The organism is Rhizobium sp. BK377 (assembly GCF_014193935.1).
Taxonomy (GTDB): Bacteria; Pseudomonadota; Alphaproteobacteria; order Rhizobiales; family Rhizobiaceae; genus Rhizobium.
In genome coordinates this window covers 308,910-333,046 of record NZ_JACIAC010000006.1, presented here as the reverse complement: position 1 = coordinate 333,046, position 24,137 = coordinate 308,910, and the positions used below count along the sequence as shown (strand labels likewise).

Genomic DNA, 24,137 nt, shown 5'->3' with positions numbered 1-24,137 from the left:
GAGCGTTACTGGTCCTTCTTCTGCTGCGTCACGAGGCCGATATTCTTGAAGCCCGCGCCCTGGATACGGGCCATGACGTCAGCAATCACGCCGTAAGGCGCAGTCGCATCGCCGCGCACGAAGATGCGCTCGTTGTAACCGGTGGTGGCGATCGCCTCGAGCTTTGCAGCAATTTCCTCAGCCGGGATCGGCGTTTCCTGCAGATAGACTTCGCCACTGTTCTTGACCGAGATCGTGATCGGTTGCGTCTCGGAATTCAGCGCCTTGGCCTGCGTTTCCGGCAGATCGATCGGAACACCGACCGTCATCATCGGGGCCGCCACCATGAAGATGATAAGCAGCACGAGCATGACGTCGACGAGCGGCGTCACGTTGATTTCGGAGATAACCCCCTTGTTGCGGCCACCGCGGCGGCGGCGTCCGCCGCCCCCTCCGCTATTGCCGCCTACAGCCATACCCATGATCGTCTACTCCGTTACTGCGCAGCCTGGCGCGGCTGCAGCTTCTCGTCGATCTGGCGCGAAAGGATGGCGGAGAATTCGTCCGCAAAACCTTCCATGCGAGCTGAGAGCTTGCCCGCGTCGGCGGAGAACTTGTTGTAGGCGATAACCGCCGGAATAGCGGCGACGAGGCCGATAGCGGTCGCGAGAAGCGCTTCTGCGATACCCGGTGCGACAACCGCGAGGTTGGTAGACTTCGAACCGGCGATTGCCTGGAACGAGGTCATGATACCGACGACCGTACCGAAGAGACCGATGAACGGACCGGCCGAACCGATCGTCGCAAGCGACCCAAGGCGGGCCGAGAGATATTCGGATTCACGGGCGAGTGTGACGTCCATGGCGCGGTCGATACGCATCTGCAGACCGATCGGCGAACGCGCACCGCGCTCGAAGGATTTCTTCCACTCGCGCATCGCCGCGACGAAGATCGCCGCAAGGCCGGTATTGTTGCGCTCGGAAAGCGTCCGGTAAAGTTCTTCCAGCGACTGGCCCGACCAGAAGACCTGCTCGAACTTGTCGAACTGGCGACGGGCGCGTCCGTAGGCTAGATATTTGTCGATGACGATAGCCCAGGTCCACACCGAAGCGGCGATAAGGCCGAGCATGACCAGCTTGACGACGATGCCGGCCTGCATGAAAAGCGACCAGAGACTAACGTCGGTCGTGGCTGCTGCCAATCCTACTTGTTCCATAGATCCAAAATCCCCGAATCCAAACGCCCGGCGCTTGACCGGGCGGCACGAAGTGATCACGCAAGAATGTCTGGCGGCCGCCGTCCAAAGCCCTGGTCAAGCTTCCCAGCTCTTCTTCCGCCTTCTTGCCGTCAAATTTGGTCAAAGGAAGGCGTGCGTCGCACAAACTCCGACTCCGCGAGTAAGACACTATTATGGTTAATAGATCGTTAGTGCCAGACTATGACAGCGGGAACGTCGCGGGAGATTTTGTTCCTGGATTAACTTGACCGGAGAATCGCCCGGTTGCTGAACACAGCGCTCATCTTGCAGCGCGGCAATTCCTTCACATAAAATTCAAGTTTTTTCAAGTCCTCGATTCCGTCACTTTGACGCAGAAAGCGCAGGCTTTAGCCTGGTTATTTTCAGCTTTCAGGAATGAGCATTTGCCTTGCCAGCGCCTCCGGCAACCGGCGCGGCCTGCCCTTGGCGTTGATCACGGCGATGATCACTTTGGCGGCGATCAGCAAAGTATCGTCGCGGCGGATTTCCTGGTTGAGCACCATCTTTGCGCCGCCGGCCTTTTCGGTGTGTGTGATCACGGTCAAAATGTCGTCCATGCGGGCCGGGCTTTTAAAGTCGATCTCCATGCGATGAACGACGAAAACGAGTCCCTCCTCGTCCGCATTGACGAGCTCTCGCTGCTCGACACCGAGGCAGCGCAGATAGTCGGTGCGACCACGTTCGAGGAAATGCAGATAGCGTGCATGATAGACCAGACCGGAGAAATCCGTATCTTCATAATAGACCCGCTGCACGAGTCGGTGGCCTATCTCGGTGAGTTCGCCGGAAATAGAAAAACCGTGTTCCGCCATAATTTTCTCCAAACTTTCCGCCCTCTTTGGCGCAACACGTCTCGACAGGCAAGCATTGAACAATTGTCATATTTCCTAACTATCCCCGTTAGGACGCAACCGATGAGGAGCCAGTGGCATGAAGATTGCGGTGATGGGCGGAGACGGTTTCATCGGTTGGCCAACCTCGCTGCATCTCTCCGATGCCGGGCATGACATCCACATCCTCGACAATCTCTCCCGCCGCTGGATCGATACCGAGCTCGGCGTCCAGTCGCTGACGCCGATGGACTCCATTCAGGAGCGCACTCGTATCTGGCATGCCGAAACCGGCCGCCGCATCCACTTCAATCTGATCGACCTTGCCCGCGACTACGAGCTCCTGAAGAAGTGGCTCGCGGAAAACCGTCCGGATGCGATCATCCATTTCGCCGAGCAGCGCGCCGCGCCCTATTCGATGAAAAGCGACCGGCACAAGAATTACACTGTCAACAACAACGTCAGCGCCACGCATAATCTCTTGAATGCATTGGTCGAGTTGCAGCTCGATGCGCATCTGATCCACCTCGGAACCATGGGCGTCTATGGCTATTCGACTGTCGGTGCCGCCATTCCGGAAGGTTACCTGCCTGTCGGCATCGAGACGATGGATGGCGAAACTGTCTCGCAGGAAATCCTCTATCCGTCCAATCCCGGCTCGATCTACCACATGACCAAGTGCCTGGATCAGTTGCTCTTCCAGTTCTATGCCAAGAATGACGGCCTCAGGATCACCGACCTGCATCAGGGCATTGTGTGGGGCACGCATACTGAACAGACGCGCCGCCATCCACAGCTCATCAATCGCTTCGATTATGACGGCGATTACGGCACGGTGCTGAACCGTTTCCTCATTCAGGCCGCCATCGGCTATCCGCTGACCGTCCACGGCACCGGCGGGCAGACGCGCGCCTTCATCCACATCCAGGATTCCGTTCGCTGCATCGAACTGGCGCTTCAGAATCCCCCCGCCCGCGGCTCACGCGTCGAGATCTTCAACCAGATGACGGAAACCCACCGCGTGCGCGATCTTGCGGAGATGATCGCCAAGATGGCCGGTTCCGAAGTCGTCTGGCTGCCCAATCCGCGCAAGGAAGCTGCCGAAAACGATCTGGTCGTCAGGAACGACAAGTTCCTCGGCCTTGGCCTCAACCCGATCACGCTGCAGGCTGGCCTGCTCGACGAAATCGTCGAAGTCGCCAAGAAATTCGCTTACCGTGTCGACCGCTCCCGCGTCCCGGCCGTCTCCGCCTGGACCAAGGATATCGCCGCGACGATCAATCACGACCCGGAAGGCAAGCGGCTGAAGTCCGTATCATGAGTAGTGCTTTCTTCTCGAGGCAACGGCCTTGCCGAAGCGAGGCCGTTCAGGAAAGTACACCGCATCCATGACCCCTGCCCCGCACTTCGCCTACGTCACTCTCGTCACCAACGCTGATTACGCCATGGGCGCGACGGCACTGGTCAACTCGCTGCGCCGCACTGGTACGGACGCGGCCATTGTCATCCTGCACACCGGCGGTGTTGACGCGGCCACCCTCGCCCCACTGGACGCTCTCGGCTGCCGGCTGATCAAAGTCGGCCATCTGCCTTTGTCTGATGCTTTCAATGAGCGGCATGGGCGCGGCAATCTCCATTCCGCAGCACCTTTCACCAAGGGCCGCAAACCGGCCTTTCACTCGCCGCTCGACAATTTCTGCAAGCTCCGCCTCTGGCAACTCGTCGAATATGAGCGCTGCGTCTTCATCGATGCCGATGCGATCGTCTTGAAGAACGTCGACAAGCTCTTCGCCTATCCGGAATTCTCCGCGGCGCCGAATGTCTATGAAAGCCTTGCAGACTTCCGCCGCATGAACTCCGGCGTCTTCGTCGCCCGCCCCTCGCACGAGGCCTTCCGGAAGATGCTCGCGGTTCTGGATCAGCCCGACATCTTCTGGCGGCGCACGGATCAGACCTTCCTCGAGACGTTCTTCCCCGATTGGCACGGCCTGCCGGTCTATTTCAACATGCTGCAATATGTGTGGTTCACCATGCCGGCTCTGTGGGATTGGAAGAGCATTTCTATCCTGCACTATCAATATGAAAAACCTTGGGAAAAAAATCATCCCAAGGCCGCGAGGCTACAACCTTTGATCGATTTGTGGCATTGTTTCCATACTGGCGGCCATGTGCCGGAGATTGCATCTCTGGCCAATCCGGATGAGGCGGCATGAAAGTACTGGTATCAGGCGGAACGGGCCTCGTCGGACACTATATCGTCGAAGAGCTGCTTTCTGCCGGATATCAGGTGATTATCGGCGGACGGCGTGCGCCGCTCCCCCGATCCTTCTCTCGTCCGGTCGATTTCGTCCCGCTTTCGCTCGATCCGGACAAGGACGATATCGGCGCCTTCGACGACGCCTATTTCTTCGTGCACGCCGCCTTCAATCACATCGAAGGAAAATATCGCGGCGGCGAAGGCGATGACCCGAAGGCATTTCACCGCCTGAACCTCGACGGCACCGTAAAACTCTTCGAGGAAGCAAAGCGCGCCGGTACCCGCCGCTGCATCTTCATCTCCAGCCGCGCCACCTATGGCGAGCATGCACCTGGCACCGAGCTTTTCGAAACCATGCCCGCCACGCCGGAAACCCTTTACGGACAGGTCAAGCTCGATGCGGAACGCACGCTCGCCCATCTTTCCGGACCAGGCTTTGCCGGAGCAAGCTTACGGGCAACAGGCGTTTACGGTGACCGTTCTCCAAACAAATGGGATCGACTGATCGATGACTATCTGAGCGGCCAGCCCATTTCCTCACATGCGGGAACCGAGGTACATGGTCGCGATCTCGGCCGCGCCGTGCGGCTGATGCTGGAAACAGAAAGCGCCCGAATCTCAGGCGAGATCTTCAACGTTTCGGATATCGTCGTCGATACGAAGGATATCCTCTCGTCGATGCGGCATCACGCCGACTGTCCCTTCCCGCTGCCAGAAGCAGCGGACAAGGCAGAGCTTTGCGCTATGAACACAGGCAAGATTCGCGCGCTCGGCTGGAAGCCCGGCGGCATACCCCTTTTCGAGCAGACGATGCGGCAATTGGCCGAGAAACAAACCGTTTCGCGGCCCAGTTCCACGCAAGTCTGATCTGGCAGAGTACGCCCCAAATGTAATCGGGGGTATATTATGCAGCTCGCAACCGTTTCGGCGACCACCCTTCTGCGCGGCACCCAACCGGCACAATCCGGCGTATCGTCCACGAGAGATGAGCCCGACACCGGTGTATTGAAGATCCAGCGGCAGTCGCTGGCGCTGGAGCAGGTGCGCAATTCGCTGGCAAGCTCCGCTGACGATGCAAAGAGCCGCGCCCAGCGCAAGCTGGAAGAAGCCAAGCAGGAGCTTCAGGCGCTGAAGACGGCGGGCTTCCCGCCTGAAGTGATTGCGCGTCTCGCCGCCGAACTCGCGCGAAAGGTCGGCGCCGCGGCCTCCGAATTCGCCTCGGCCGTTGCAACCGGGGGCTCCTCCGACGCAGGTGCTACGACCAGCATTGCAGCCATATCGGCTTCCACCGCCACCACGGCCGATGCCACCGCCAATGCGACGGCCGACGTTGTCGCAAGCGATGCAACGGCTTCTACCGAGGCAAAACAGGGCACCGAAACGACAACGGAAACGGTGGAAGGCGGCACGGACACTGCGGAAACAGATGGCGCGGCTCATGCCCGCAAAGCCTATCAGGAAATCGTCGAGGACGGTCCGAAGTCCTCGGCAATTTCCGCCGATGACCGCAAGACGATGGAGGAGTTCAAATCCGTCGTCCGCGAGCTGAAGCAGATCCTCGAAAAGGCCATGCGCGATCTGCGTGAAAAGAACCGTGACGCCGTCGAAGGTGCAATCGGAGCAGCACAATCAGCCGTGACCGGGCTGTCGGCTGCCGTGCCGACGGCGACCATTCCTTCGAGCATCGTTGTCTAAGCGCGAGGCGCTGCCGTCTGTGGCAGAAAATGAATCGTTGCGTGGTTGACGAGCAGGACAAGGCAGGCGGCGAAGACAGTTGCAAATAGCCTATCCAGCAGTGCTGACGTTGGCAGGGCATGATCGGCGGTTCCCATCGCCATCATCATCAGCGGCGTCATCACGATCGAATAAGCGAGATAATTCCTGGCCCGAAGGAAGGGCCTGGTGCCGCCGAGCATGCCGATGACAAGCACATCGGCCCAACTTGGCAAGGTTAGAAGCGACAGCAATCCCGCACAGCAGACACCGAAGAGAACGCCGATCACTCTTTGCGTCGTCTTCAGCGGCAAACGCTCCGGCCGCCGCTCGATCAGCAGCACCAGCGCCAGCGCCGCCCAGTGAATGTCATGATCGGGAAAGAACAAGTGGGTGAGCGAAACTGCGCCCAGGCAGGAAACCAGCCGGACGGGATATTGCCAACCCGCCGGTTCCGCCAGGGAGCGCCGCAGCCGGTTGAATTTCTGTCTGGCGGTCGGCTTGCGGTCATCCTCAACCGGCTCTGCCAGATGATGGCGAATATGCGCGACGACCGCAGCCATCACCATATGGAGAGCGACAGCAAAAAGCGCGCCGCCGATGACAATCGCAAAAATGAGCAACGGATCTGCCGTGGTGGTAGAAACGATGCCGCCGACCATGACGAGATAAAAGACGAAGCGCATGGCGGCGGCGACAACAACGCGATCGAAGCCGCCGACGACGCCGGCAAGTCCCGCGATCAGCAACAGGCCGATCTGCCACGCACCGCCCAGCCGCCCAATTGCACAGGCAAGCCCGGTCGCAAGCATCAACACCAGCAATGCAGCCCCTGCGCTCGCAGCTTGCGTCCTCAGCCTGCCGTGCGCTACCGTCCCGCTCATCGCCATGCCACCGATCAGGCCAAGCCCCGTATGATGGCCTCTCGCTGCAAGCAGAGCCGGAACGGCCATGGCGAGCGCCGAAACGGTGATTTCGACCGCCGTCACTTCCTTCTCAGTCGACCAGCGAAAGGCTCCGGCAAAGTGATTGAGTGTCTTTTCCATCAACCGTCTCTCGATCCAGGGATGGGGCTCGATCAATACAATACGCACTGCGTACTATATGTCCACTAACAACGACGCCGCCGCGACACTCATCCTGCGTTCGGTCCTGCTGCTCGGCCGCCGCCTGCGCGGCGCACGGTCCGAAAGTCCGCACAGCCTGGCGACCATCGCGATCCTCGCCACTCTTCATCGCTTGGGTCCGATGCCCGCCTGGCGTCTTGCGCTCGAGGAGCGCCTGCAACCGCAATCGGTCACCCGCATCATCGCCGCTCTCGAGCGTGACGGACTGATCAGCCGGATGCGGAGCGAAGCCGATCGCCGCGAGATCGAACTGTCGATCACCCGTCATGGCCGCAACATACTGTCGGAGGATATGGGCGCTCGCCGCGCCTGGCTGGAAAAAGCGATGGACGAACGCCTGACTTCGCAAGAGCGCAAGGCGTTGATCGAGGCGTCGGAGCTTATGCTGAAGCTCGCCTATGCCCATCCCGAGGGCGAGGCGCAATCAGGCGAGGAATAGACCCTTTTCACCTGTCGCCTCCAGCCGCAAGCGGTTATGTTCGCTCGGCAACGATACTGGATTTGAGATGACGCCCAAGGAATTGAAGGCTCAATTGCGCGCCGAACGTCTGGCTGCCCGGGACGCCATCCCGACAGATCTTCGCACAGCCAAAAGCCTCGACATGGCAGCTCATGCCGGCGATGCGATTGCTTTTGCGCCCGGTACAACCATCTCCGGTTTTCTGCCGATCCGCTCGGAAGCAGACCTGCAGCCGTTGATGGCGCGGTGGCGCGGGCGCGGCGGCCGTCTTTGCGTGCCCGCAATCATCGACAAGCAAACCATCGTCTTTCGGGAACTCGTCCACGGTGCGGCACTGAGGAGCACCGGCTTCGGCACGGTCGGCCCAGGCGAAGATGCTGCCATCCTCGACCCCGAAATCATGCTCGTGCCGCTATCGGCCTTCGATTCCCGCGGCCACCGCATCGGCTACGGCGCCGGCCACTATGACCGGGCAATCGACCGTCTCAGACAAAAAGGCCTGTCACCGAAGCTGATCGGCATTGCATTTGACTGCCAGGAAGTGGCAGAGGTACCCGCTGAGCCGCATGACATAAGCCTGGATGCCATCCTGACGGAAAGCGGCCTGCGCCATTTTACCTCACGGATTGGATAGGGAATGCGACTGCTATTTCTGGGTGACATGGTCGGCAAGACGGGACGCACGGCGGTTTGGGACCGCCTGCCTGGCCTGGTTTCCGACCTGAAGCTCGATTTCGTCATCGTCAACGGCGAGAACGCCGCCGGCGGCTTCGGCATCACCGAAGACATCTTTCTGGAAACGATCAATGCCGGCGCCGATGTGGTGACAACTGGCAATCACGTCTGGGACCAGAAGGATGCCGTCGCCTTCGCGGGCCGCCATGACCAGTTTTTGCGTCCGGCAAACTATCCGCAGGGTACGCCCGGGCGCGGCTCGGGTCTTTTCTATGCGCGCAACGGCGCGCGCGTGCTCGTCGCCAACATCATGGGCCGCGTCTTCATGCATCCCGAGCTCGACGATCCTTTCAAGGCGGCCGAAACGATCCTTGCCGCCTGTCCGCTGAAGGAACAGGCCGACGCCATCATCTTCGATTTCCATGCGGAGGCGACGAGCGAAAAGCAGTGCTTCGGCCATTTCGTCGATGGCCGCGCCAGCTTCGTCGTCGGCACCCACACCCATGTCCCGACCGCCGATGCGCAGATCCTCAATGGCGGTACAGCCTATATGTCGGACGCCGGCATGTGTGGCGATTACGATTCCTCGCTCGGCATGGACAAGGAAGAACCGCTCAACCGCTTCATCTCCAAGATGCCGAAGGGCCGCATGGAAGCAGCAACCGGACCTGCCACCATCTGCGGCGTTGGCGTGGAAATTTCCGATGCGACGGGCTTGGCAGAGAAGATCGCCCCCCTGCGCCTCGGCCCGAGGCTTGCCGAGACGATCCCGGAATTCTGGCGCTAGCGCCTCGTAACACGCAATTGTGAGCATGCCGCGTCTGGACCGCTGCGGCAGCATGCCGCATCCTCCGGGCGTCGTGAAAGCGCCGGAGGGTGGCATGAGGCCGCACTGTTTTGTCCTCGCTATCGCATGTTTTGCGGTTTTCTCCGCTCCGAACCTTGCCACAGCCCAGGAAGATCGAAGACCGGTCAGCCAGTGCCAGGCCATCGCGCAAAATATTCCCAAGGCCTCTTTCGCGAGTTTCTCCGGCGCAGCGCCGGTAATTGCTGCGGTTTCCGAAGTTGAGGACGTCACGTTCACCTACCTCGGACATTCGACTTTCGAGATCGAGACGCCTGGCGGCATCGTCATCGCCACTGATTATAACGGGTGGTACAGGCCGGCCGTCACACCCGATGTCGTCACCATGAACAAGGCCCACTCGACGCATTATACGCTGACCCCGGATCCAGACATCAAACACGTGCTGCATGGATGGAGCGACGTGCCTGGCGGAAAAGCCAAAATCAATCTCCTCGTCGGCGATGCCTATATCCGCAATGTGACGACGGACATCCGCTTCAGCTACGGGCTCGGCGGATCGCAACAGGACGGCAATTCCATTTTCATTTTCGAAATCGCCGACCTCTGCATCGGCCATCTCGGCCACCTCCATTATGAGCTGACCGACGCACATTATACGGAAATCGGCAGGCTGGATGTAGTCATGGTGCCGGTCGACGGCGGTCTGACCATGGGAGCCGACAGCATGAGCCGCGTCATCAAGCGGCTGCGGTCATCGCTGATCCTGCCGATGCATCGCCGCGGCCCGCCTGTCAACGCCTTCATCTCGATGTTCGGCAACGGCTTCGACGTCAATTATGCGCCCGACAATAGCCTGACCGTTTCGATGCGTACGCTACCGAAAAAGCCTCTGATCTATGTAATGAAGGACGTGCAGTAAGAAGGTCCGCCGGGCTCGATCCCAAGCCTTTGTCTCACGCAAATTGCAAATGCCGTTTGATGCCGACGTCAGGCATCTTCTCCTCGTCGAAATTGGCCTTGGCAATTTCCCAGCCGAATTTCAGCTTGCTTCCGGTCGAGACCCAGATGTCGGCGTCGTCGACATGCATGGAAAGCATCGTCAGCTTCGGATCCTTCTTGCCGCCTTCATACCAGGCAGCCACGACAGAGTTCCAGAACTCCTCGATTTTTGCGGGATCAGGACGCACCTCGATAACCCCGGACAGGCAGGCATGATAGTCATGGTTCTTGCCGATGACGCAGAAATGCGCGCGGCTGCCGGGTTTGATCATCTGTACGAGTTCGGCATCCGTCTTGGTATAGAACCAGATCGTATTGGTGGTCGGATCGACATTCGGAGCCATGGGCTGCATATGCATGTCGACGCCTGAAAGGCCGAGCATGCCGGCATGGATGTCGTTGATTTGATCCCAGAGTTGACGCGCCGGTTGTTCACGGGCTTCGCTGAAGCTTGCCATAGCCGTTCCTTTCCTGCTGGTGTTGTCGGTTGAAAACGTCATCTTTGCCGCTTTGTTCCGCCATTCGCCATGCCACCAGAGAAGGATTGAAAAGCTGCTTTTTCCTTGAATATCGCCCTTTCCGATCTTATAAGGCGGCCCATTCCGAACAATGAGACGTGAACAGGGGTGCCATGGCTGGCCATTCACAGTTTAAAAACATTATGCACCGCAAGGGCCGTCAGGATTCCGTGCGCTCGAAAATGTTCTCCAAGCTCGCGCGCGAAATCACCGTTGCCGCCAAGGCCGGCCTGCCCGACCCTTCGATGAACGCCCGCCTGCGCCTGGCGATCCAGAACGCCAAGGCCCAGTCGATGCCGAAGGACAACATCGATCGCGCCATCAAGAAGGCTTCCGGCGCCGACACCGAGAACTATGACGAAGTCCGCTACGAAGGCTACGGCCCGGGCGGCACGGCGATCATCGTCGAAGCCCTGACCGATAACCGCAACCGCACCGCCTCCAACGTCCGCTCGATCTTCACCAAGGCCGGCGGCGCACTCGGCGAAACCGGCTCGGTTTCCTTCTCCTTCGATCATGTCGGCGAAATCACCTACAAACTGTCCGCCGGCGATGCCGACAAAGTCATGGAAGCCGCGATCGAAGCCGGCGCCGATGATGTGGAGACCGACGAGGAAGGCCATTACATCACCACCGCCTTCGAGGCCTTAGGCGAAGTTGCCAAGGCGCTTGAAGCATCCCTCGGCGAAGCCGAGACTGTGAAAGCCGTCTGGCGCGCCCAGAACAACGTGCCGGTCGACGAAGAAAGAGCGCAGTCGCTGCTTAAGCTCATCGACTCGCTCGAAGACGATGACGACGTCCAGAACGTCTACTCGAACTTCGAAGTCTCGGAAGAAGTTCTGGCCAAGCTCTCGGCTTGAAGCCGTCCACGATATTGAATGGAAAACCCGGCCATTCCGCCGGGTTTTTTTGCTTGCTAGGATGCTTGCCGGCTAGGCCGCGGCCCGCATGAAATTGCCGAGTCCGGCAAAGAGCTCCACCGATTTCAACCGTGCCTCGATATCATGGATCGGCATGGAGATGATGACCTCATCGGCCTGCGTTTCCTTGAGGAATTCATTTAGCTGGGCCTCTGCCGTGGCTGGGGAGCCGACGACGGCGTAACGCAATGTGTGCTCCACATTCATCTTTTCCATCGGAGACCAGAAGGCGTCCATGTCTTTGACCGGCCGCGGGAAAGGACCACGCACATTGCGCCTGAGATTGACAAATTGCTGCTGTGCAGAGGTGAAGTGATACCGCGCTTCCTCGTCCGTTTCGGAAACAGCGCCCATGACGCCGACCATCACATAGGGCTTGTCCAGTTCCGAGGAAGGCTGGAACCGGTCGCGATAGATTGCGATCGCATCAAGCAGCATGTCAGGCGCAAAATGCGAAGCAAAGGCGAAGGGGAGACCGAGCATGGCCGCAAGCTGGGCGCTGTAGAGACTGGAGCCGAGCAGCCATATCGGAATGTTCGAATTGCTGCCGGGTACAGCGAGGATTGCCTGGTTTTCGATCGGTGCCCCCAGAAGCTGCTGTAGTTCCACTACATCATTGGGAAAACTGTTTGCACCCGCATCGAGGTTACGCCTGAGCGCCTGCGCCGTTCGCATGTCCGTTCCCGGCGCCCGGCCGAGACCGAGATCAACGCGGCCGGGAAATAGCGCTTCCAGGGTGCCGAACTGCTCAGCAATGACGAGCGGGGCATGGTTCGGCAGCATAACGCCACCCGAACCGATGCGGATGGTCTTCGTCACCGCCCCGATCTGGCCGAGAATGACCGAGGTCGCCGCGCTCGCGACGCCGGGCATGCCATGATGCTCCGCCATCCAAAAACGCGTATAGCCGAATTCCTCCGCCTTCTGTGCCATGCGCTTCGACGCCGCAAAGGATTGGCTGATGGTCGTGCCGTCTGCCACAGGGGAAAGATCGAGAATGGAAAAGGGAACCATGAAAACCTGCCGCGCAAGAATGGGAGTGCGGTTTATGTAGGTTCGCCGTGGCTCTATTCCAAATCGCGGCTTAAACAAAAGCTGTCGCAGAAAATAACCGTCATTTGTCGAAAACCGGGGAGAATTTCAACGCACCTGATGGTGGCGATCCTTTGAAGACGATCCGCTGCACATAACGCGTGTCGAGATCGCCATAGGTGAGCTTCCCATCGCTCTCGAAACCGACGCCGCGATAAACTGCGGGATTTCCGATCAGCGCGCAGCCGGTCGCATCACACTCTCTCAGCAGACCAAGCCCCTTCAGGATCAACGCTCGGCCGATTCCCTGCCTTTGCCGTTCCGGTTTCACCGAAATCGGCCCCAGCCCAAACCATCCATCCTCGATATCGCCGACCGTGATTGGCGAGAAGGCAACATGGCCGACAATCTCTTCGCCCTCTTCCGCGACAAGAGATATTGTCAGGTCACCCGACGCGCGGAGATCTCTGACGATCTGAGCTTCGGTATTGTTGCTGAAAGGCATTGATTCGAACGCCGTCCACGTCAGCGCGTGAATGGCGTCGGCATCATCGGGTCTTTCGAACCGGATCAGCAAGATGCGGTCAGGCTCGCTTGCGCAGCAGATGTACGTCGGCGCTGTACTGCTGACCTTCGGCAAGCGTAAAATTGCCGAGCTGACGGTCCATCTCTACGGCCTCGGTTGCCAGACGGTGGATGGCAGCTGTCGTCTCCTCGACCATCGCCGCATTCTGCTGGGTCATGGAATCGAGCTCGGCGACCGCGCTGTTGATCTGTCGCAGGGTGTCGGCCTCTTCACGGGTGGATTCCATGATTTCGTTGATCTGGCCATCGATGGCTTCGACATGACCGCCTATGCTAGCGAGCGCAACGCCTGCCCTCTCAACAAGCGCAACGCCGCTTTCAACCTCATGCGTGGATTTCTGCAACAGACTGGAGATTTCCTTGGCAGCGCTCGAAGAGCGTTGCGCCAATTCGCGTACTTCCATGGCGACGACTGCAAAACCCTTGCCGCTTTCGCCCGCGCGTGCCGCTTCGACGCCGGCATTCAATGCCAGCAGGTTTGTCTGGAAGGCGATATCGTCAATGACGGAGATGATGGTGTTGATCTGCCGCGATGACGCCTGGATCGCTTCCATCGCTGCGATCGTCTCGCGCATGATCTGGCTGGAGCCGACCGTCTCCTTCTTTGCGTCGCGGGCGATGCGCGCGGCCTGCTCGGCGCGTTCGATCTGTACGCGCACCGACTGGGTGATGGCGCTGATCGCGTTAGCCGTCTCGGTAATCGAGCTTGCCTGCCGCTCGGTGCGGCCAGCCAGTTCATCGGCACCGGTGCGCATCTCTTCGGAACCTGCACGGACGGCCATGGAATTGCCGCCGATCGCCGTCATCGTCTCGTTGAGCGTTGCCAGCGCCTCATTGAAGTTCACGCGCAGACTTTCGAGTTCGCTCGGAAAGCGTTTTTCGATCTGGTAGGCCAGATCACCGCTGGCCAGATGATGAAGCCCCTCGTCGAGCGCTGCGACGACATCCTGCAGGCTGCGGGCTTCCGCCTCTCGCTGCGCAAGGTTCTGCTGGCGCTCGCTTTCGGCACGCGCACGCGCCCGCTCATTCTCGGCTTCGAGTTGGCGACCTTCGATCAGCGACTGCTTGAAACGACCAAGCGCCTTCGCCATGGTGCCGATCTCGTCCTTGCGGTTCTCGCTGCCGATCTCGACATCCAGCTTGCCGTCAGCGACTTCGCGGGTCACGCCGGCAAGCCGGACGAGCGGTGAGAACAAGAAGTTGGTGATGAGCCCCGTGGCGATCGCCATGATGACGAGAACGCCGACGCCGATCGAGGTCAGCAGCGTGGCGATCTCGATCGAGCCAGCGTTCAATTCGCTGAGCAGCATGCTTTCAACGACGAGGAAACGGTCGCCACGATAATCAATGCCACGCACATAGGCGCGGGCCGCACCATCGGCGCGATCGAAATCCGCGACCGTCATTGCCGAACTCGCAAGTGCATCCTTGATGAAGGTGAACGGCGCAGTATCCAGCGTTGCAAGCTGACCAGATGCATTGAGGCCGACGGCCGAGCCATCTGCCGAAATGATGGCCGCCTTTGCCGTGCTGCCGGACACGATACCCTTCGCGAGAATGCTGGTGACGACATCGTCGCGCACCTTGAAGAGCATCAGCCCCTTCGCCTGCCCGAGCTTGACGATCGGAACTGCATAGAAGATCGCCGACTTGCCGCTTCCTGCATCGACGCGCAGACCGGAGAAGGCCGTCGGCGCGGAATCGTCGGTCGCCTTGGCGGTGTTTTCCATTGCCTTGGCATAGGCGATGCCCGCTCCGGTCGATTTCCAAGCATCTGACTTCAGGTTTTCGGCGAAGTCGTCGTTCTTCTTGTAGGAATAGAGCACGGTGCCATCGAGATCGACGATCAGGAGGTCGCTGAAGGCGGTATCGGCGAGGTCGCGCGCCACCTCGCCCTGCGTCTTCTCATGGCTCGAATAGTAGAAACCGCTTGGCCCCTCGGGCTTTGCAAGCTTCTCGCGCTGGTCGGCCGGGTTCGGATTATTCGTGATGAAGGCCTTCTTCAGCTCCCCGCGTGCGTCACCCGAGCTCTTCTCCATCGTCTTCCAACCGCTCTTCAGGTTGGTGATCGACATCTGCAGCGCTTCGATACGCGCAATCGAGGTCGCTTGATTTTCAAGCTGCACAAGCTGATCCTGCAGCATGTCGCCGCGGAAGATCAAGACGCTCTCCTTGGCCTTCAGCGCCTGCTCGTCGGAAATGCGGCTGCTGGCGAAATAGGCGAGGATATTGATCACCGCGACCGAGAGCGTGGTCAGCAGGATGAAGGTGGCTATCACCTTGAAGGACAGGGACTGAAATCTCTGAGCCATGAAATACGAACCCTTCGGAACAGCGGCGCCGGCGAGTGGAAGCACGGAGACATCACCCGCCGGTTGAAATGCAAACAGACCATCAGAAGCCTTAAGCTTTGCGAAAGCTGGCCCCTCTCACATTTGACGGACTAGAATTCAGGCATCCGGTTTAATTCGCGGTAAACACCGCCCCGCAAAAACAACGAATGTTTTCGCTTTGTTCACACATCAATGGCACTTATTTCGTCATCGCTATAAGGTGAGCTATGCAAAACACGATTCGTATCATCGGTATCGATCCCGGCCTTCGCCGCACCGGATGGGGCATCATCGATACGCTCGGCAATTCGCTGCGCTTCGTTGCCTCGGGAACTGTCACTTCGGATGGTGACATGGACCTCGCTTCCCGCCTCTGCCAGCTGCATGACGGCCTTGCCGATGTGGTCCATTCCTACAAGCCGGATGAGGCCGCCGTCGAGCAGACTTTCGTCAACAAGGATGCGGTAGCAACCCTCAAGCTCGGCCAGGCCCGCGGCATCGCCATGCTAGTGCCGGCCCGCGCCGGTCTCCCGGTATCGGAATATGCGCCGAATGCCGTGAAGAAGACCGTCATCGGTGTCGGTCACGGGGAGAAGCAGCAGATCCACATGATGCTGAAGATCCTGATGCCGAAAGCCGAATTCAAGGGCAACGACGCCGCCGACGCTTTGGCAATCGCCATCTGCCACGCCCATCATCGCGGCAGCAACAGAATGCGGGCAGCTGCCAACGCTCTCGCAACCCATCCTTGACGGAACAATATCATGATCGGCAAGCTGAAAGGCATTATAGATGAGATCGGCGACGACTATGTGCTCGTGGATGTGCACGGCGTCTGCTACGTCGCCTATTGCTCGGCGCGCACGCTCTCGAAGCTCGGTTCCGTTGGAGAAGCCTGCGTGCTCTTTATCGAAACCTATGTGCGCGAGGACCAGCTTAAGCTCTTCGGTTTCCAGACCCGGCTCGAGCGCGAATGGTTCAATCTGCTGCAAAGCGTGCAGGGCGTCGGCGCGAAAGTGGCGCTCGCCGTGCTTTCGACCCTGACACCTCCCGAACTTGCCAATGCGATCGCCCTCCAAGACAAGACCGCCGTTTCGCGCGCCCAGGGCGTCGGTCCCAAGGTCGCGATCCGTATCGTCACCGAACTCAAGAACAAGGCACCTGCCTTTGCCGGCGAGGCGATTAATATCGGCCTCAAGCAGGAGATCGGCGAAGGCGTGGCAGCCGCTCCCGTCGCCGACGCTGTTTCGGCGCTAACCAATCTTGGCTATTCGCGCGATCAGGCCGCCAATGCGGTCGCCGCCGCCATGAAGACAGCCGGCGAGGACGCAGACAGCGCCAAGCTGATCCGCCTCGGCCTGCGGGAACTTTCGCGTTGATTGCCCGACGGGATGTCAACGGCGACCGCTTGGTGTATGGACTTGAGCAAGCTTTGAACGGAAGTGCCTGATGACCGCTGATCGCCTGATAGCGCCTGAAAAGCGTGGCGAAGACCTGGATACGACGCTGCGCCCGCAGTCTCTGGACGAGTTCACCGGCCAGGCGGAAGCGCGTGCCAATCTCAAGATTTTCATCGAAGCAGCCAAGAACCGAGGCGAGGCGCTGGATCACGTCCTCTTCGTCGGTCCGCCGGGCCTCGGCAAGACGACGCTGGCGCAGATTATGGCGAAGGAACTCGGCGTCAACTTCCGCTCGACCTCCGGCCCGGTCATCGCAAAAGCCGGCGATCTCGCTGCGTTGCTGACCAATCTCGAAGAGCGCGACGTTCTTTTCATCGACGAAATCCATCGCCTCAATCCGGCGGTCGAAGAAATCCTCTATCCGGCCATGGAAGATTTCCAGCTCGACCTCATCATCGGCGAAGGCCCGGCCGCCCGCTCGGTGAAGATCGATCTGTCGAAATTCACGCTCGTTGCCGCGACCACCCGCCTCGGCCTGCTGACGACCCCGTTGCGCGACCGTTTCGGCATTCCGGTGCGCCTGTCCTTCTATACGGTGGAGGAGCTGGAGCTGATCGTTCGCCGCGGCGCCCGCCTGATGGGCCTTGGCATGACCGATGACGGCGCCCGCGAGATCGCGCGGCGCGCTCGCGGCACGCCGCGCATCGCCGGCCGCCTGCTGCGCCGCGTACGCGACTTCGCCGAAGTCGCAAGGGTCGAAGCCGTCACCCGCGAGGTCGCCGACGAGGCGCTGACCCGCCTGCTGGTCGACAATGTCGGCTTTGACCAGCTCGATAAGCGTTACCTCAACATGATCGCGGTCAACTTCGGCGGCGGCCCGGTCGGCATCGAAACCATTGCCGCCGGCCTCTCCGAGCCGCGCGATGCCATCGAAGACATTATCGAGCCCTACATGATCCAGCAGGGTTTTATCCAGCGTACGCCACGTGGCCGCGTTCTGACCGCAATCGCGTGGAAACATCTCGGCATGCAGCCACCTAAGGATATGGAGGCTGCGCAATTCGGGCTGTTCCGAGAGGATGATTGATTGATCAGCCGGCGCGGTTTCCTTAAATTGATGGGTGGCAGTTTTGCCGGCCTCATGGCACTCGGCGGATATGCCTTCGCCTATGAACCGCTGGCCCGGCTGACAATTTCCCGTTACAAGCTAACCCCGCCGGGCTGGACACCCGGTCTGAAGCTGCGTCTTGTCGCATTGGCCGATTTCCACGCCTGCGAACCCTGGATGTCGGCAGACCGCATCACCTCGATCTGCGCCCGCGCCAACGAACTGGAGGGCGACCTCACCTTCCTGCTCGGAGACTACGCGGCGGGCATGAACATGGTGACGGGTTACGTTCATTCCAGTGAATGGTCAAAGGCGCTGGCGACGCTCAAAGCCCCGCTGGGAGTCCATGCGATCATGGGCAACCATGATTGGTGGGAAGATAGAACCGCGCAGATGAATGGCGGAGGCGATACGTTCGGACATAGGGCTTTGGCCGACGCCGGTATTCCCGTCTACAGCAATCGCGCCGTCCGTTTGGAAAAGGACGGATATGGCTTTTGGCTGGCGGGTCTGGAAGACCAGTTGGCGCTCCTGCCGGGCAGGAAATGGGGCCGCAGCCGGATGCAGGGTCTCGATGATCTCGACGGAACGCTCGCGCAGGTTTCCGATGACCTGCCCGTCATCCTGCTCGCCCACGAGCCTGATATTTTTCCGCGCGTGCCCGAACGTGTATCGCTCACCCTGTCCGGCCATACGCATGGAGGACAGATCCGTCTTCTCGGTTATTCGCCGATGGTGCCCTCACGCTATGGCGATCGGTATGCCTACGGCCATATCCTAGAGAACGGCCGAAATATCATCGTTTCCAGCGGACTCGGCTGCTCCATCGCGCCCGTGCGCTTCGGCGTTCCGCCGGAGATAGTGGTCATCGATGTCGGATAATATCATGCCCAAGAGAACCGTCGTTCGCCTCAATGCAGGCCGCCAGCGCTTCAACTACCGCATTGCCGGGCTCGGCTTTCGTGATGGGCACGTGCTTGTCCATCGCGCCGTTCACGAACCTTTCTGGACTTTTCCCGGCGGCCGTGCGGAGATCGGCGAAACCTCTGAGGAAACGCTGAAGCGGGAGATGATGGAGGAGATCGGCGTCGAAGTGACCGTCGGTCGCCTGCTCTGGAGCGTCGAGAACTTCTTCCATTACGAGGGGCGCGACTGGCATGAACTCGGCCTCTACTATTTCATGGAAATCCCCCAGGAATTTCCGTTCCGCACGCATGAGATCATTCATCGGGTGGAGGACGGCGACAACCATCTGGAATTCAAATGGGTGCCTGCAACATTCCAGGCCCTGACTACGCTTGATATTCCGCCCTATTTCATCGCGGCCGAGATCGAGAACCTGCCCGCCTCGCCCCGTCATCTCGTGTGGCGAGACGGCGATCTCGATGACAAGAACTAGGGTAAACCCCCGCAAAAGCGTGAAGCGTTCTGCGTCCAGGATTGCCTGAAAACAAAGAGACAATGCATGCATTAAAGAGGAGAGGCGATGCCGAGTTTCGATCCCTGTCGCATGTTCCGAAAGCTCGCCTACAACAATGCCCTGGCGAACAACCGGCTTCTTGCCGCCTGCGCGACCCTCAAGCCCGGTGAATTCGAGGCAATGCGTATAAGTTTTTTCCCGTCGATCAAATCGACGCTGAACCACATTCTCACGGTCGACTGGTACTATGTCGATGGGCTGGAAGGCGGCACGCTCGGCCTTCACGCTTTCGACATCGAAGAACCCTTTGACGATATCCCGTCGCTCTCCACAGAGCAGGCGAAGGTCGACCAGCGTCTTGTTGCGATCTGCGAAGGTCTGACACCCGAGAAGCTTGCCTCGACCATGGAGCTTCAGCGCGAGGGCCGCATCCAGCGGGAACGCGTGGACGATGTGCTGAGTCACCTCTTCCAACATCAGACGCACCATCGCGGTCAGGTCCATGCCATGCTGGCTGGAAGCAGCGTCGCCCCGCCGCAACTCGATGAATTCATCGTCGATGACGATGCTAGGTTCCGAGGCGGCGAGGTTGCCGCCCTCGGCTGGAGTGAACAGATGCTGATGCGTTAGAGCATGTCGCGCAAAAACGCCGCGCGGTTTTGCGGTAACGACATGCGAAAACAAGAGCCTGAAGCGTGGCAAGCGAATCTGAAAGATCGCGCCGCTCTTTAGCCCTTGAGGCGCGCCTTCAAGCCGTCGACGATCGTCTTCGTCAGAAGATCGTAATTTTCGTCGAAGTGATGATCGCCCGGCAGTTCGATGACCTCGCCGCCGACGTCCTTGACGGCGGGACAGGCAACATCATCGTCATCATCCTTGCCGTAGATGCATTGGACGAGCTTCGGATCGGCACCCTTGAGGTCCTCGATAGGATCGCCGCCTGCCCCCTCGGTTTTCTGACCGAGCCATCCCATGACGGAGATGACATAATCGACCTGGTGCGACAGCGAGAGAAGCGAAATCTGCGCAACAGCCGCCTTCTCCGCAGGCTTCAAAAGCTGGTAGGAGGCGGGCACTATATCGGCGCCGAAAGAATAACCGATCAGCAGGACATGCTTGACCTTCCACTGCTTGCGGTAGAATTCGATGATACGGGAAAGATCGTCGGCCGTTTCTTGCGGCTTCCGCTCCGTCCAGAAATAGCGTAGCGAGTCGATGCCGACGACGGGGATGCCTTCCTTCTGCAGCTTGCCGCCCACTTCCTTATCGATATCGCGCCAGCCCCCGTCGCCGGAATAGATCACCGCCATCGTGTCCAGATTCGGGGTGGCGTCGAGAACGGCAAGCGGCAGGCCGAGCGGATTGTCGAAGGCGCCGGAAGCCGTCACCAGATCGTCGAGCGTATCGGCAAACACAGTCTGCGCATCGTCGGTGGATTCGCGGATTTCGATGGCGTCATGTGTCTTCTTGAGATCCTCGACATGAGCACGGCCATCCTTGTCGGCCTTGGGCGTGAAGGTGGCGATAACAGGATCCGGCAGAGCACCATCGGTGAGCCCATAGACGCTGCGGTCCCCGACCACCTTCTTCGTGGCCGGTGTACAGAGCTCCTTGCTCAACGGAATGCCGGCCCGCGGATCGACGGCAAATGTCTGGCCGATCGTCGCATCAGGTGTCTGTGCGGCAATGGCAAGCGCCAGCGCGCCGCCTTCGCCGATGCCGGCAACGATCGGCAGGTGATAGGGGCTGTTGCCGGCGGCGCGCTGTACCTGCTGGCTGAGCGATTCAATATCGGAAACCGTGTAGATGCAGCCATCGTTGAGACTGACGTCATAGCGGTTCAGCGCTTCCATATAGGACGGAAAATCGACGCCGATGACGACGGAACCCTGCGAAACCAGACGATCTGCCTCGGTCTTTTCATTGTCTCCCCAGCCCGCTGCATCGGAAATCAGGAAGACCGCGCCCTTCACCTCGCCCTGCGGCAGGAAGATGTGCGGCGAAGGGATAAGGCCAGTTTCGAAACTCTCAGTGGTTTCATCCGCAGCATAAGACGGCGCGGCGGCGAGCATGCTGACGCATACAGCAGCAAACAGATATTTTTTCATCATTTTCTCACTACCCCTTTCAATCCGCCCCCGATCAGAAACGTCGCATCCATCAATGCGATCATCGGATTGCCCCCTCCTGAAACCGCAAGATAGCGCGGTTGCCAGTGCGGATGAAACTTGGATTTGAAGGCGCGAAGCCCTTTGAAGTTGTAGAAGCGCTCGCCGTGTTCGAAGACGGTACCGCCGATACGGTCCCAAACAGGCGCCACCTCGCGTTTCGACATGCCGGAGAGGGGCGCCATGCCGAGGTTGAAATGTGTAAAACCTTGGGCGCGCAGATGTTCCATGATCTGCACGAACAGGAAGTCCATGGATCCCTTGGGCGCATCAGGCGAGAAGCGCATCAGGTCGATCGTCCCTTCCTCTTTCGCCGCGGTGACAAGGATATTGGCAAAGGCAACGATTCGGCCGTCCTTCTTGAGAATGCCGACCGGTTGCGACTTTACATAGTCCGGATCGAAGGCGCCAAGCGAGAAGCCCTTCTCCTTGGCATTGTGATGCTCGAGCCAAGCGTTGGAAACGGCCGAGAGATCGTCGATGATCCCGGGAATATCGACTGGTTCGACAACGCTGAATTCCAAACCGTCGCGCTGGGCGCGGCTTGCGGTCTGGCGCAAGTTCGCCCATTTGCCGCCCTTCATCTCGAAGGTGCGCAGATCGGTCACTGCCAGTTCGCCGAGCTTGAAGGCGCGCAGTCCGGCGTCGGCGCAATGCGAAAGCAGCGCCGGCGAGATCTGGTAGAATACAGCGCGGCAGCCTGCCGCGCGCGCCGCTTCCACGAAGCGCCAGACCAGTTCCGGCACAGCATGACGATCGCCGATCGGATCAAACAACGCTATCCACGAACGGCCCTGCCGGCCATACATGATGAAGGCGTCGCCCTTTTCCGAAAACATGATGGACTTATCGCCCATGCGCACCAGATTGGCGTCTGCGCTATCCTGTTTCTCGACGATTTCCACGGCACGGCGCACCGCCTCCTCATCTGCCGGTTCCGGTTTGAAAGTCGCCGGCCGCAACAGGCTGAAAATGGCAATGGCTGAGGAAATGATGGAGATGCCGAGCACGGCACGCAGGCCGCGCGGCGCTTCTGCGGCAAATTCGAACTGCCACCAGAGCTCGTTGCTGTATTCGACGTCACGATAGACGAAGAGCAGGATGACGACCGCGCCTCCGATAATCACAGCGATCGCCATCAGCCAGGAAGCCGTCATCGCCTGGTTGAGAAGCGAAGCATGGCGAGTAAAAAGCCGACGACTGACGAATAGGCCGAAAACGAGAAAGGCGAGGAAAGCCGCTTCGACAAGGGCGATCGCCTTCAGCAACGAGAGCGTCAAGGCAGCAACCGCCGAAAACACCGCCACCCACCAGGCGCCATCAAGCCTCTGGCCAAGGCCCCGCGCCGCAACGACCAGTGCAAGGCCAAGAAGGCTGGAGAGGAAGTGGGCACCTTCCACAATCGGCAGCGGCAGATAGTTGGAGAGGAATTCGAGATTCTGGTCAGGCGTCGGCGTCACGCTCGAAAAAATCAGCATGACGCCGAGAAGCAGCGCCAGTGCCGAAAGCAGCTGCGGCATCAGCCGCCCGCCGATGCGCCGCACGCTGGAGGCGGCCGGATGATCCACGAAGCGGCGAAGCTCCGTCACCGAAACCGCAAGGATGGCGATCAGCAGCGGCAAGACGTGATAGATCAGACGATAAAGAACCAGTGAGCCGAGGACGGCATCGATATTCACCGCGCTGCCGAGCGAAGCGATGATGACGGTCTCGAAAACGCCGAGGCCCGCCGGCACATGGCTCAGCACGCCAAGGCCGACGGCAATTGCATAAACTGCCAGAAACACCGGCCAGCCAATCGCCGTCTGTGGCAGGAGCACATAGAGCACTGAGGCGGAAGCCGCGATATCGAATGCGGTCACCAGGAACTGGCGCGACCAGGTACGCGAATCCGGCAGGCGGAGCGCGATCGACCCGATTTCGATCACCCGGCCTTCGCGGCCGATGACCATGAGAGAGCCGAGGATTGCCAGGATCGCTGCCGCGATGATGCGAAGCCACAGGCTGCTGACGCTGATCAGCGGGGCGATTTCATCGGCAATGACGAGGAGCGCAATTGCGGCGACGGCAGCCAGCCCGAGGCCGAAGGAAAGTGTCACGAAAGCGATGATACGGCCGATATCTTCGGGCGCAATTCCAAGCCGCGTATAGGCACGGTAACGGATCGCACCACCGGAGAGAGCGCCGAAACCGGCGGTATTGCCGACAGCATAGGCGCTGAAGGCCGTGAGGGCGACATGCGGGAAGGGCAGACGCCTGCCGATATAGTCGATGGCGTTGAGATCATAGAAGACGAGCGCCAGGAAGCTCAGCGCCGTAAAGAACAGTGCGATCAGGATCGAACTCGGCCGCGTTTCGGCCAGTGCCTCGACCACATCGTCATAGCGCACCTCATCCGTCAGCTGCATGATCGCATAGCCGACGAGGCAGAAAATGAGGAGCGTGGCGAGAGCCGTCAGCGGTGTGCGGTAGCGCCGGAAAAGTGCGCCAAAGGAAGAGCCCTCTTCCGGCTCTGAAGTAACTTCCAACTTGTCGTTACCCGACATC

The 24,137-nt window shown here is 59.6% G+C and carries 25 protein-coding genes; 15 read left to right on the top strand and 10 right to left on the bottom strand.

What is annotated here, in order from left to right:
- Positions 1-5: 5 nt before the first annotated feature.
- From tolR to ybgC, 3 genes are all read right to left on the bottom strand, one after another.
- Entirely contained in the window at positions 6-461 is a 456-nt protein-coding gene (gene tolR / locus FHT92_RS23355) for a protein TolR (RefSeq protein ID WP_007827059.1), read from the bottom strand.
- A gap of 14 nt (positions 462-475) precedes the next feature.
- Positions 476-1,195 carry a protein TolQ gene (gene tolQ, locus FHT92_RS23350; protein ID WP_183748840.1) on the bottom strand — a complete coding sequence of 240 codons (720 nt, stop codon included), beginning with the start codon at positions 1,193-1,195 and terminating at the stop codon, positions 476-478.
- Between the two features lie 404 nt (positions 1,196-1,599).
- On the bottom strand, positions 1,600-2,049 hold the full coding sequence (gene ybgC, locus FHT92_RS23345) for a tol-pal system-associated acyl-CoA thioesterase (RefSeq protein ID WP_183748871.1): 450 nt from the start codon (positions 2,047-2,049) through the stop codon (positions 1,600-1,602).
- 118 nt (positions 2,050-2,167) lie between these two features.
- Here ybgC and FHT92_RS23340 point away from each other — a divergent pair, with 118 nt between their 5' ends.
- The 4 genes from FHT92_RS23340 to FHT92_RS23325 all read left to right on the top strand — a co-directional run bounded on the left by FHT92_RS23340 (position 2,168) and on the right by FHT92_RS23325 (position 6,019).
- Positions 2,168-3,388 (top strand): NAD-dependent epimerase/dehydratase family protein, encoded by a 1,221-nt coding sequence (locus FHT92_RS23340; protein WP_183829759.1) that lies wholly within the window; start codon positions 2,168-2,170, stop codon positions 3,386-3,388.
- Between the two features lie 67 nt (positions 3,389-3,455).
- Positions 3,456-4,280 carry a glycosyltransferase gene (locus FHT92_RS23335; RefSeq protein ID WP_183829757.1) on the top strand — a complete coding sequence of 275 codons (825 nt, stop codon included), beginning with the start codon at positions 3,456-3,458 and terminating at the stop codon, positions 4,278-4,280.
- Positions 4,277-5,191, top strand: coding sequence for an NAD(P)-dependent oxidoreductase (locus FHT92_RS23330; RefSeq protein WP_183829754.1), 915 nt, complete (start codon positions 4,277-4,279; stop codon positions 5,189-5,191). The genes FHT92_RS23335 and FHT92_RS23330 overlap by 4 nt, the downstream gene beginning before the upstream one ends.
- Positions 5,192-5,230: 39 nt before the next feature.
- Positions 5,231-6,019, top strand: coding sequence for a hypothetical protein (locus tag FHT92_RS23325; RefSeq protein WP_183829751.1), 789 nt, complete (start codon positions 5,231-5,233; stop codon positions 6,017-6,019).
- Here FHT92_RS23325 and FHT92_RS23320 read toward each other — a convergent pair.
- Positions 6,016-7,083 (bottom strand): FUSC family protein, encoded by a 1,068-nt coding sequence (locus FHT92_RS23320; RefSeq protein ID WP_183829749.1) that lies wholly within the window; start codon positions 7,081-7,083, stop codon positions 6,016-6,018. The two genes, FHT92_RS23325 and FHT92_RS23320, sit on opposite strands and share 4 nt — an antisense overlap.
- On the opposite strand from FHT92_RS23320, the gene FHT92_RS23315 reads away from it, so the two are divergent.
- The 4 genes from FHT92_RS23315 (at position 7,067) to FHT92_RS23300 (ending at position 10,026) form a co-directional block, all read left to right on the top strand.
- Positions 7,067-7,603, top strand: a complete 537-nt coding sequence (locus FHT92_RS23315) for a MarR family winged helix-turn-helix transcriptional regulator (RefSeq protein ID WP_246735534.1) — start codon at positions 7,067-7,069, stop codon at positions 7,601-7,603. The two genes, FHT92_RS23320 and FHT92_RS23315, sit on opposite strands and share 17 nt — an antisense overlap.
- Positions 7,604-7,670: 67 nt before the next feature.
- Entirely contained in the window at positions 7,671-8,258 is a 588-nt protein-coding gene (locus FHT92_RS23310) for a 5-formyltetrahydrofolate cyclo-ligase (RefSeq protein ID WP_183748834.1), read from the top strand.
- A 3-nt stretch (positions 8,259-8,261) separates the two neighbouring features.
- Positions 8,262-9,086, top strand: coding sequence for a TIGR00282 family metallophosphoesterase (locus FHT92_RS23305; RefSeq protein ID WP_007827096.1), 825 nt, complete (start codon positions 8,262-8,264; stop codon positions 9,084-9,086).
- A 94-nt stretch (positions 9,087-9,180) separates the two neighbouring features.
- Positions 9,181-10,026, top strand: coding sequence for an MBL fold metallo-hydrolase (locus FHT92_RS23300; RefSeq protein WP_183829746.1), 846 nt, complete (start codon positions 9,181-9,183; stop codon positions 10,024-10,026).
- A 34-nt stretch (positions 10,027-10,060) separates the two neighbouring features.
- Here the strand turns inward: FHT92_RS23300 and FHT92_RS23295 are convergent, their stop codons facing one another.
- Positions 10,061-10,564 carry a pyridoxamine 5'-phosphate oxidase family protein gene (locus FHT92_RS23295; protein WP_183748832.1) on the bottom strand — a complete coding sequence of 168 codons (504 nt, stop codon included), beginning with the start codon at positions 10,562-10,564 and terminating at the stop codon, positions 10,061-10,063.
- A gap of 173 nt (positions 10,565-10,737) precedes the next feature.
- On the opposite strand from FHT92_RS23295, the gene FHT92_RS23290 reads away from it, so the two are divergent.
- Positions 10,738-11,484 (top strand): YebC/PmpR family DNA-binding transcriptional regulator, encoded by a 747-nt coding sequence (locus FHT92_RS23290; RefSeq protein ID WP_183748831.1) that lies wholly within the window; start codon positions 10,738-10,740, stop codon positions 11,482-11,484.
- Positions 11,485-11,556: 72 nt separating this feature from the next.
- On the opposite strand, the gene FHT92_RS23285 is transcribed toward FHT92_RS23290, so the two are convergent.
- From FHT92_RS23285 to FHT92_RS23275, 3 genes are all read right to left on the bottom strand, one after another.
- Positions 11,557-12,558 (bottom strand): LLM class flavin-dependent oxidoreductase, encoded by a 1,002-nt coding sequence (locus FHT92_RS23285; RefSeq protein WP_183829744.1) that lies wholly within the window; start codon positions 12,556-12,558, stop codon positions 11,557-11,559.
- A 100-nt stretch (positions 12,559-12,658) separates the two neighbouring features.
- Positions 12,659-13,153 carry a GNAT family N-acetyltransferase gene (locus FHT92_RS23280; protein ID WP_183829741.1) on the bottom strand — a complete coding sequence of 165 codons (495 nt, stop codon included), beginning with the start codon at positions 13,151-13,153 and terminating at the stop codon, positions 12,659-12,661.
- A 7-nt stretch (positions 13,154-13,160) separates the two neighbouring features.
- Positions 13,161-15,473, bottom strand: coding sequence for a methyl-accepting chemotaxis protein (locus FHT92_RS23275; RefSeq protein ID WP_183829738.1), 2,313 nt, complete (start codon positions 15,471-15,473; stop codon positions 13,161-13,163).
- Between the two features lie 248 nt (positions 15,474-15,721).
- Here FHT92_RS23275 and ruvC point away from each other — a divergent pair, with 248 nt between their 5' ends.
- The 6 genes from ruvC to FHT92_RS23245 all read left to right on the top strand — a co-directional run bounded on the left by ruvC (position 15,722) and on the right by FHT92_RS23245 (position 20,052).
- On the top strand, positions 15,722-16,246 hold the full coding sequence (gene ruvC / locus FHT92_RS23270; protein WP_183748827.1) for a crossover junction endodeoxyribonuclease RuvC: 525 nt from the start codon (positions 15,722-15,724) through the stop codon (positions 16,244-16,246).
- Positions 16,247-16,258: 12 nt separating this feature from the next.
- Positions 16,259-16,873: a Holliday junction branch migration protein RuvA gene (ruvA, locus tag FHT92_RS23265; protein WP_183748826.1), complete on the top strand. Its 615-nt coding sequence runs from the start codon at positions 16,259-16,261 to the stop codon at positions 16,871-16,873.
- A gap of 70 nt (positions 16,874-16,943) precedes the next feature.
- On the top strand, positions 16,944-17,981 hold the full coding sequence (gene ruvB / locus FHT92_RS23260; protein ID WP_183748825.1) for a Holliday junction branch migration DNA helicase RuvB: 1,038 nt from the start codon (positions 16,944-16,946) through the stop codon (positions 17,979-17,981).
- On the top strand, positions 17,982-18,884 hold the full coding sequence (locus tag FHT92_RS23255) for a metallophosphoesterase (RefSeq protein WP_183829735.1): 903 nt from the start codon (positions 17,982-17,984) through the stop codon (positions 18,882-18,884). It begins immediately after the preceding gene.
- A gap of 4 nt (positions 18,885-18,888) precedes the next feature.
- Positions 18,889-19,401: an NUDIX hydrolase gene (locus tag FHT92_RS23250; protein ID WP_183829732.1), complete on the top strand. Its 513-nt coding sequence runs from the start codon at positions 18,889-18,891 to the stop codon at positions 19,399-19,401.
- Positions 19,402-19,488: 87 nt separating this feature from the next.
- Entirely contained in the window at positions 19,489-20,052 is a 564-nt protein-coding gene (locus tag FHT92_RS23245; RefSeq protein ID WP_183829729.1) for a DinB family protein, read from the top strand.
- A gap of 98 nt (positions 20,053-20,150) precedes the next feature.
- Here FHT92_RS23245 and FHT92_RS23240 read toward each other — a convergent pair whose 3' ends face one another.
- Positions 20,151-21,530, bottom strand: a complete 1,380-nt coding sequence (locus FHT92_RS23240; protein WP_183829726.1) for a virulence factor family protein — start codon at positions 21,528-21,530, stop codon at positions 20,151-20,153.
- A complete protein-coding gene (gene mprF / locus FHT92_RS23235; protein ID WP_183748821.1) occupies positions 21,530-24,136 on the bottom strand; it encodes a bifunctional lysylphosphatidylglycerol flippase/synthetase MprF in 2,607 nt (868 codons plus the stop codon). The genes FHT92_RS23240 and mprF overlap by 1 nt, the downstream gene beginning before the upstream one ends.
- Between the last annotated feature and the right edge of the window lies 1 nt (position 24,137).

Excerpts from the sequence above, each read along its gene's own strand:
- FHT92_RS23290 (WP_183748831.1), top strand. The coding sequence starts at position 10,738 with ATGGCTGGCCATTCACAGTTTAAAAACATTATGCACCGCAAGGGCCGT.
- FHT92_RS23330 (WP_183829754.1), top strand. The coding sequence starts at position 4,277 with ATGAAAGTACTGGTATCAGGCGGAACGGGCCTCGTCGGACACTATATC.
- FHT92_RS23325 (WP_183829751.1), top strand. The coding sequence starts at position 5,231 with ATGCAGCTCGCAACCGTTTCGGCGACCACCCTTCTGCGCGGCACCCAA.
- FHT92_RS23295 (WP_183748832.1), bottom strand. The coding sequence starts at position 10,564 with ATGGCAAGCTTCAGCGAAGCCCGTGAACAACCGGCGCGTCAACTCTGG.
- mprF (WP_183748821.1), bottom strand. The coding sequence starts at position 24,136 with ATGTCGGGTAACGACAAGTTGGAAGTTACTTCAGAGCCGGAAGAGGGC.
- FHT92_RS23250 (WP_183829732.1), top strand. The coding sequence starts at position 18,889 with ATGCCCAAGAGAACCGTCGTTCGCCTCAATGCAGGCCGCCAGCGCTTC.
- FHT92_RS23340 (WP_183829759.1), top strand. The coding sequence starts at position 2,168 with ATGAAGATTGCGGTGATGGGCGGAGACGGTTTCATCGGTTGGCCAACC.
- tolR (WP_007827059.1), bottom strand. The coding sequence starts at position 461 with ATGGGTATGGCTGTAGGCGGCAATAGCGGAGGGGGCGGCGGACGCCGC.
- FHT92_RS23320 (WP_183829749.1), bottom strand. The coding sequence starts at position 7,083 with ATGGAAAAGACACTCAATCACTTTGCCGGAGCCTTTCGCTGGTCGACT.
- FHT92_RS23335 (WP_183829757.1), top strand. The coding sequence starts at position 3,456 with ATGACCCCTGCCCCGCACTTCGCCTACGTCACTCTCGTCACCAACGCT.
- FHT92_RS23285 (WP_183829744.1), bottom strand. The coding sequence starts at position 12,558 with ATGGTTCCCTTTTCCATTCTCGATCTTTCCCCTGTGGCAGACGGCACG.
- tolQ (WP_183748840.1), bottom strand. The coding sequence starts at position 1,195 with ATGGAACAAGTAGGATTGGCAGCAGCCACGACCGACGTTAGTCTCTGG.
- FHT92_RS23305 (WP_007827096.1), top strand. The coding sequence starts at position 8,262 with ATGCGACTGCTATTTCTGGGTGACATGGTCGGCAAGACGGGACGCACG.
- FHT92_RS23245 (WP_183829729.1), top strand. The coding sequence starts at position 19,489 with ATGCCGAGTTTCGATCCCTGTCGCATGTTCCGAAAGCTCGCCTACAAC.
- ybgC (WP_183748871.1), bottom strand. The coding sequence starts at position 2,049 with ATGGCGGAACACGGTTTTTCTATTTCCGGCGAACTCACCGAGATAGGC.
- FHT92_RS23310 (WP_183748834.1), top strand. The coding sequence starts at position 7,671 with ATGACGCCCAAGGAATTGAAGGCTCAATTGCGCGCCGAACGTCTGGCT.
- ruvB (WP_183748825.1), top strand. The coding sequence starts at position 16,944 with ATGACCGCTGATCGCCTGATAGCGCCTGAAAAGCGTGGCGAAGACCTG.
- ruvC (WP_183748827.1), top strand. The coding sequence starts at position 15,722 with ATGCAAAACACGATTCGTATCATCGGTATCGATCCCGGCCTTCGCCGC.
- FHT92_RS23300 (WP_183829746.1), top strand. The coding sequence starts at position 9,181 with ATGAGGCCGCACTGTTTTGTCCTCGCTATCGCATGTTTTGCGGTTTTC.
- ruvA (WP_183748826.1), top strand. The coding sequence starts at position 16,259 with ATGATCGGCAAGCTGAAAGGCATTATAGATGAGATCGGCGACGACTAT.
- FHT92_RS23275 (WP_183829738.1), bottom strand. The coding sequence starts at position 15,473 with ATGGCTCAGAGATTTCAGTCCCTGTCCTTCAAGGTGATAGCCACCTTC.
- FHT92_RS23240 (WP_183829726.1), bottom strand. The coding sequence starts at position 21,530 with ATGAAAAAATATCTGTTTGCTGCTGTATGCGTCAGCATGCTCGCCGCC.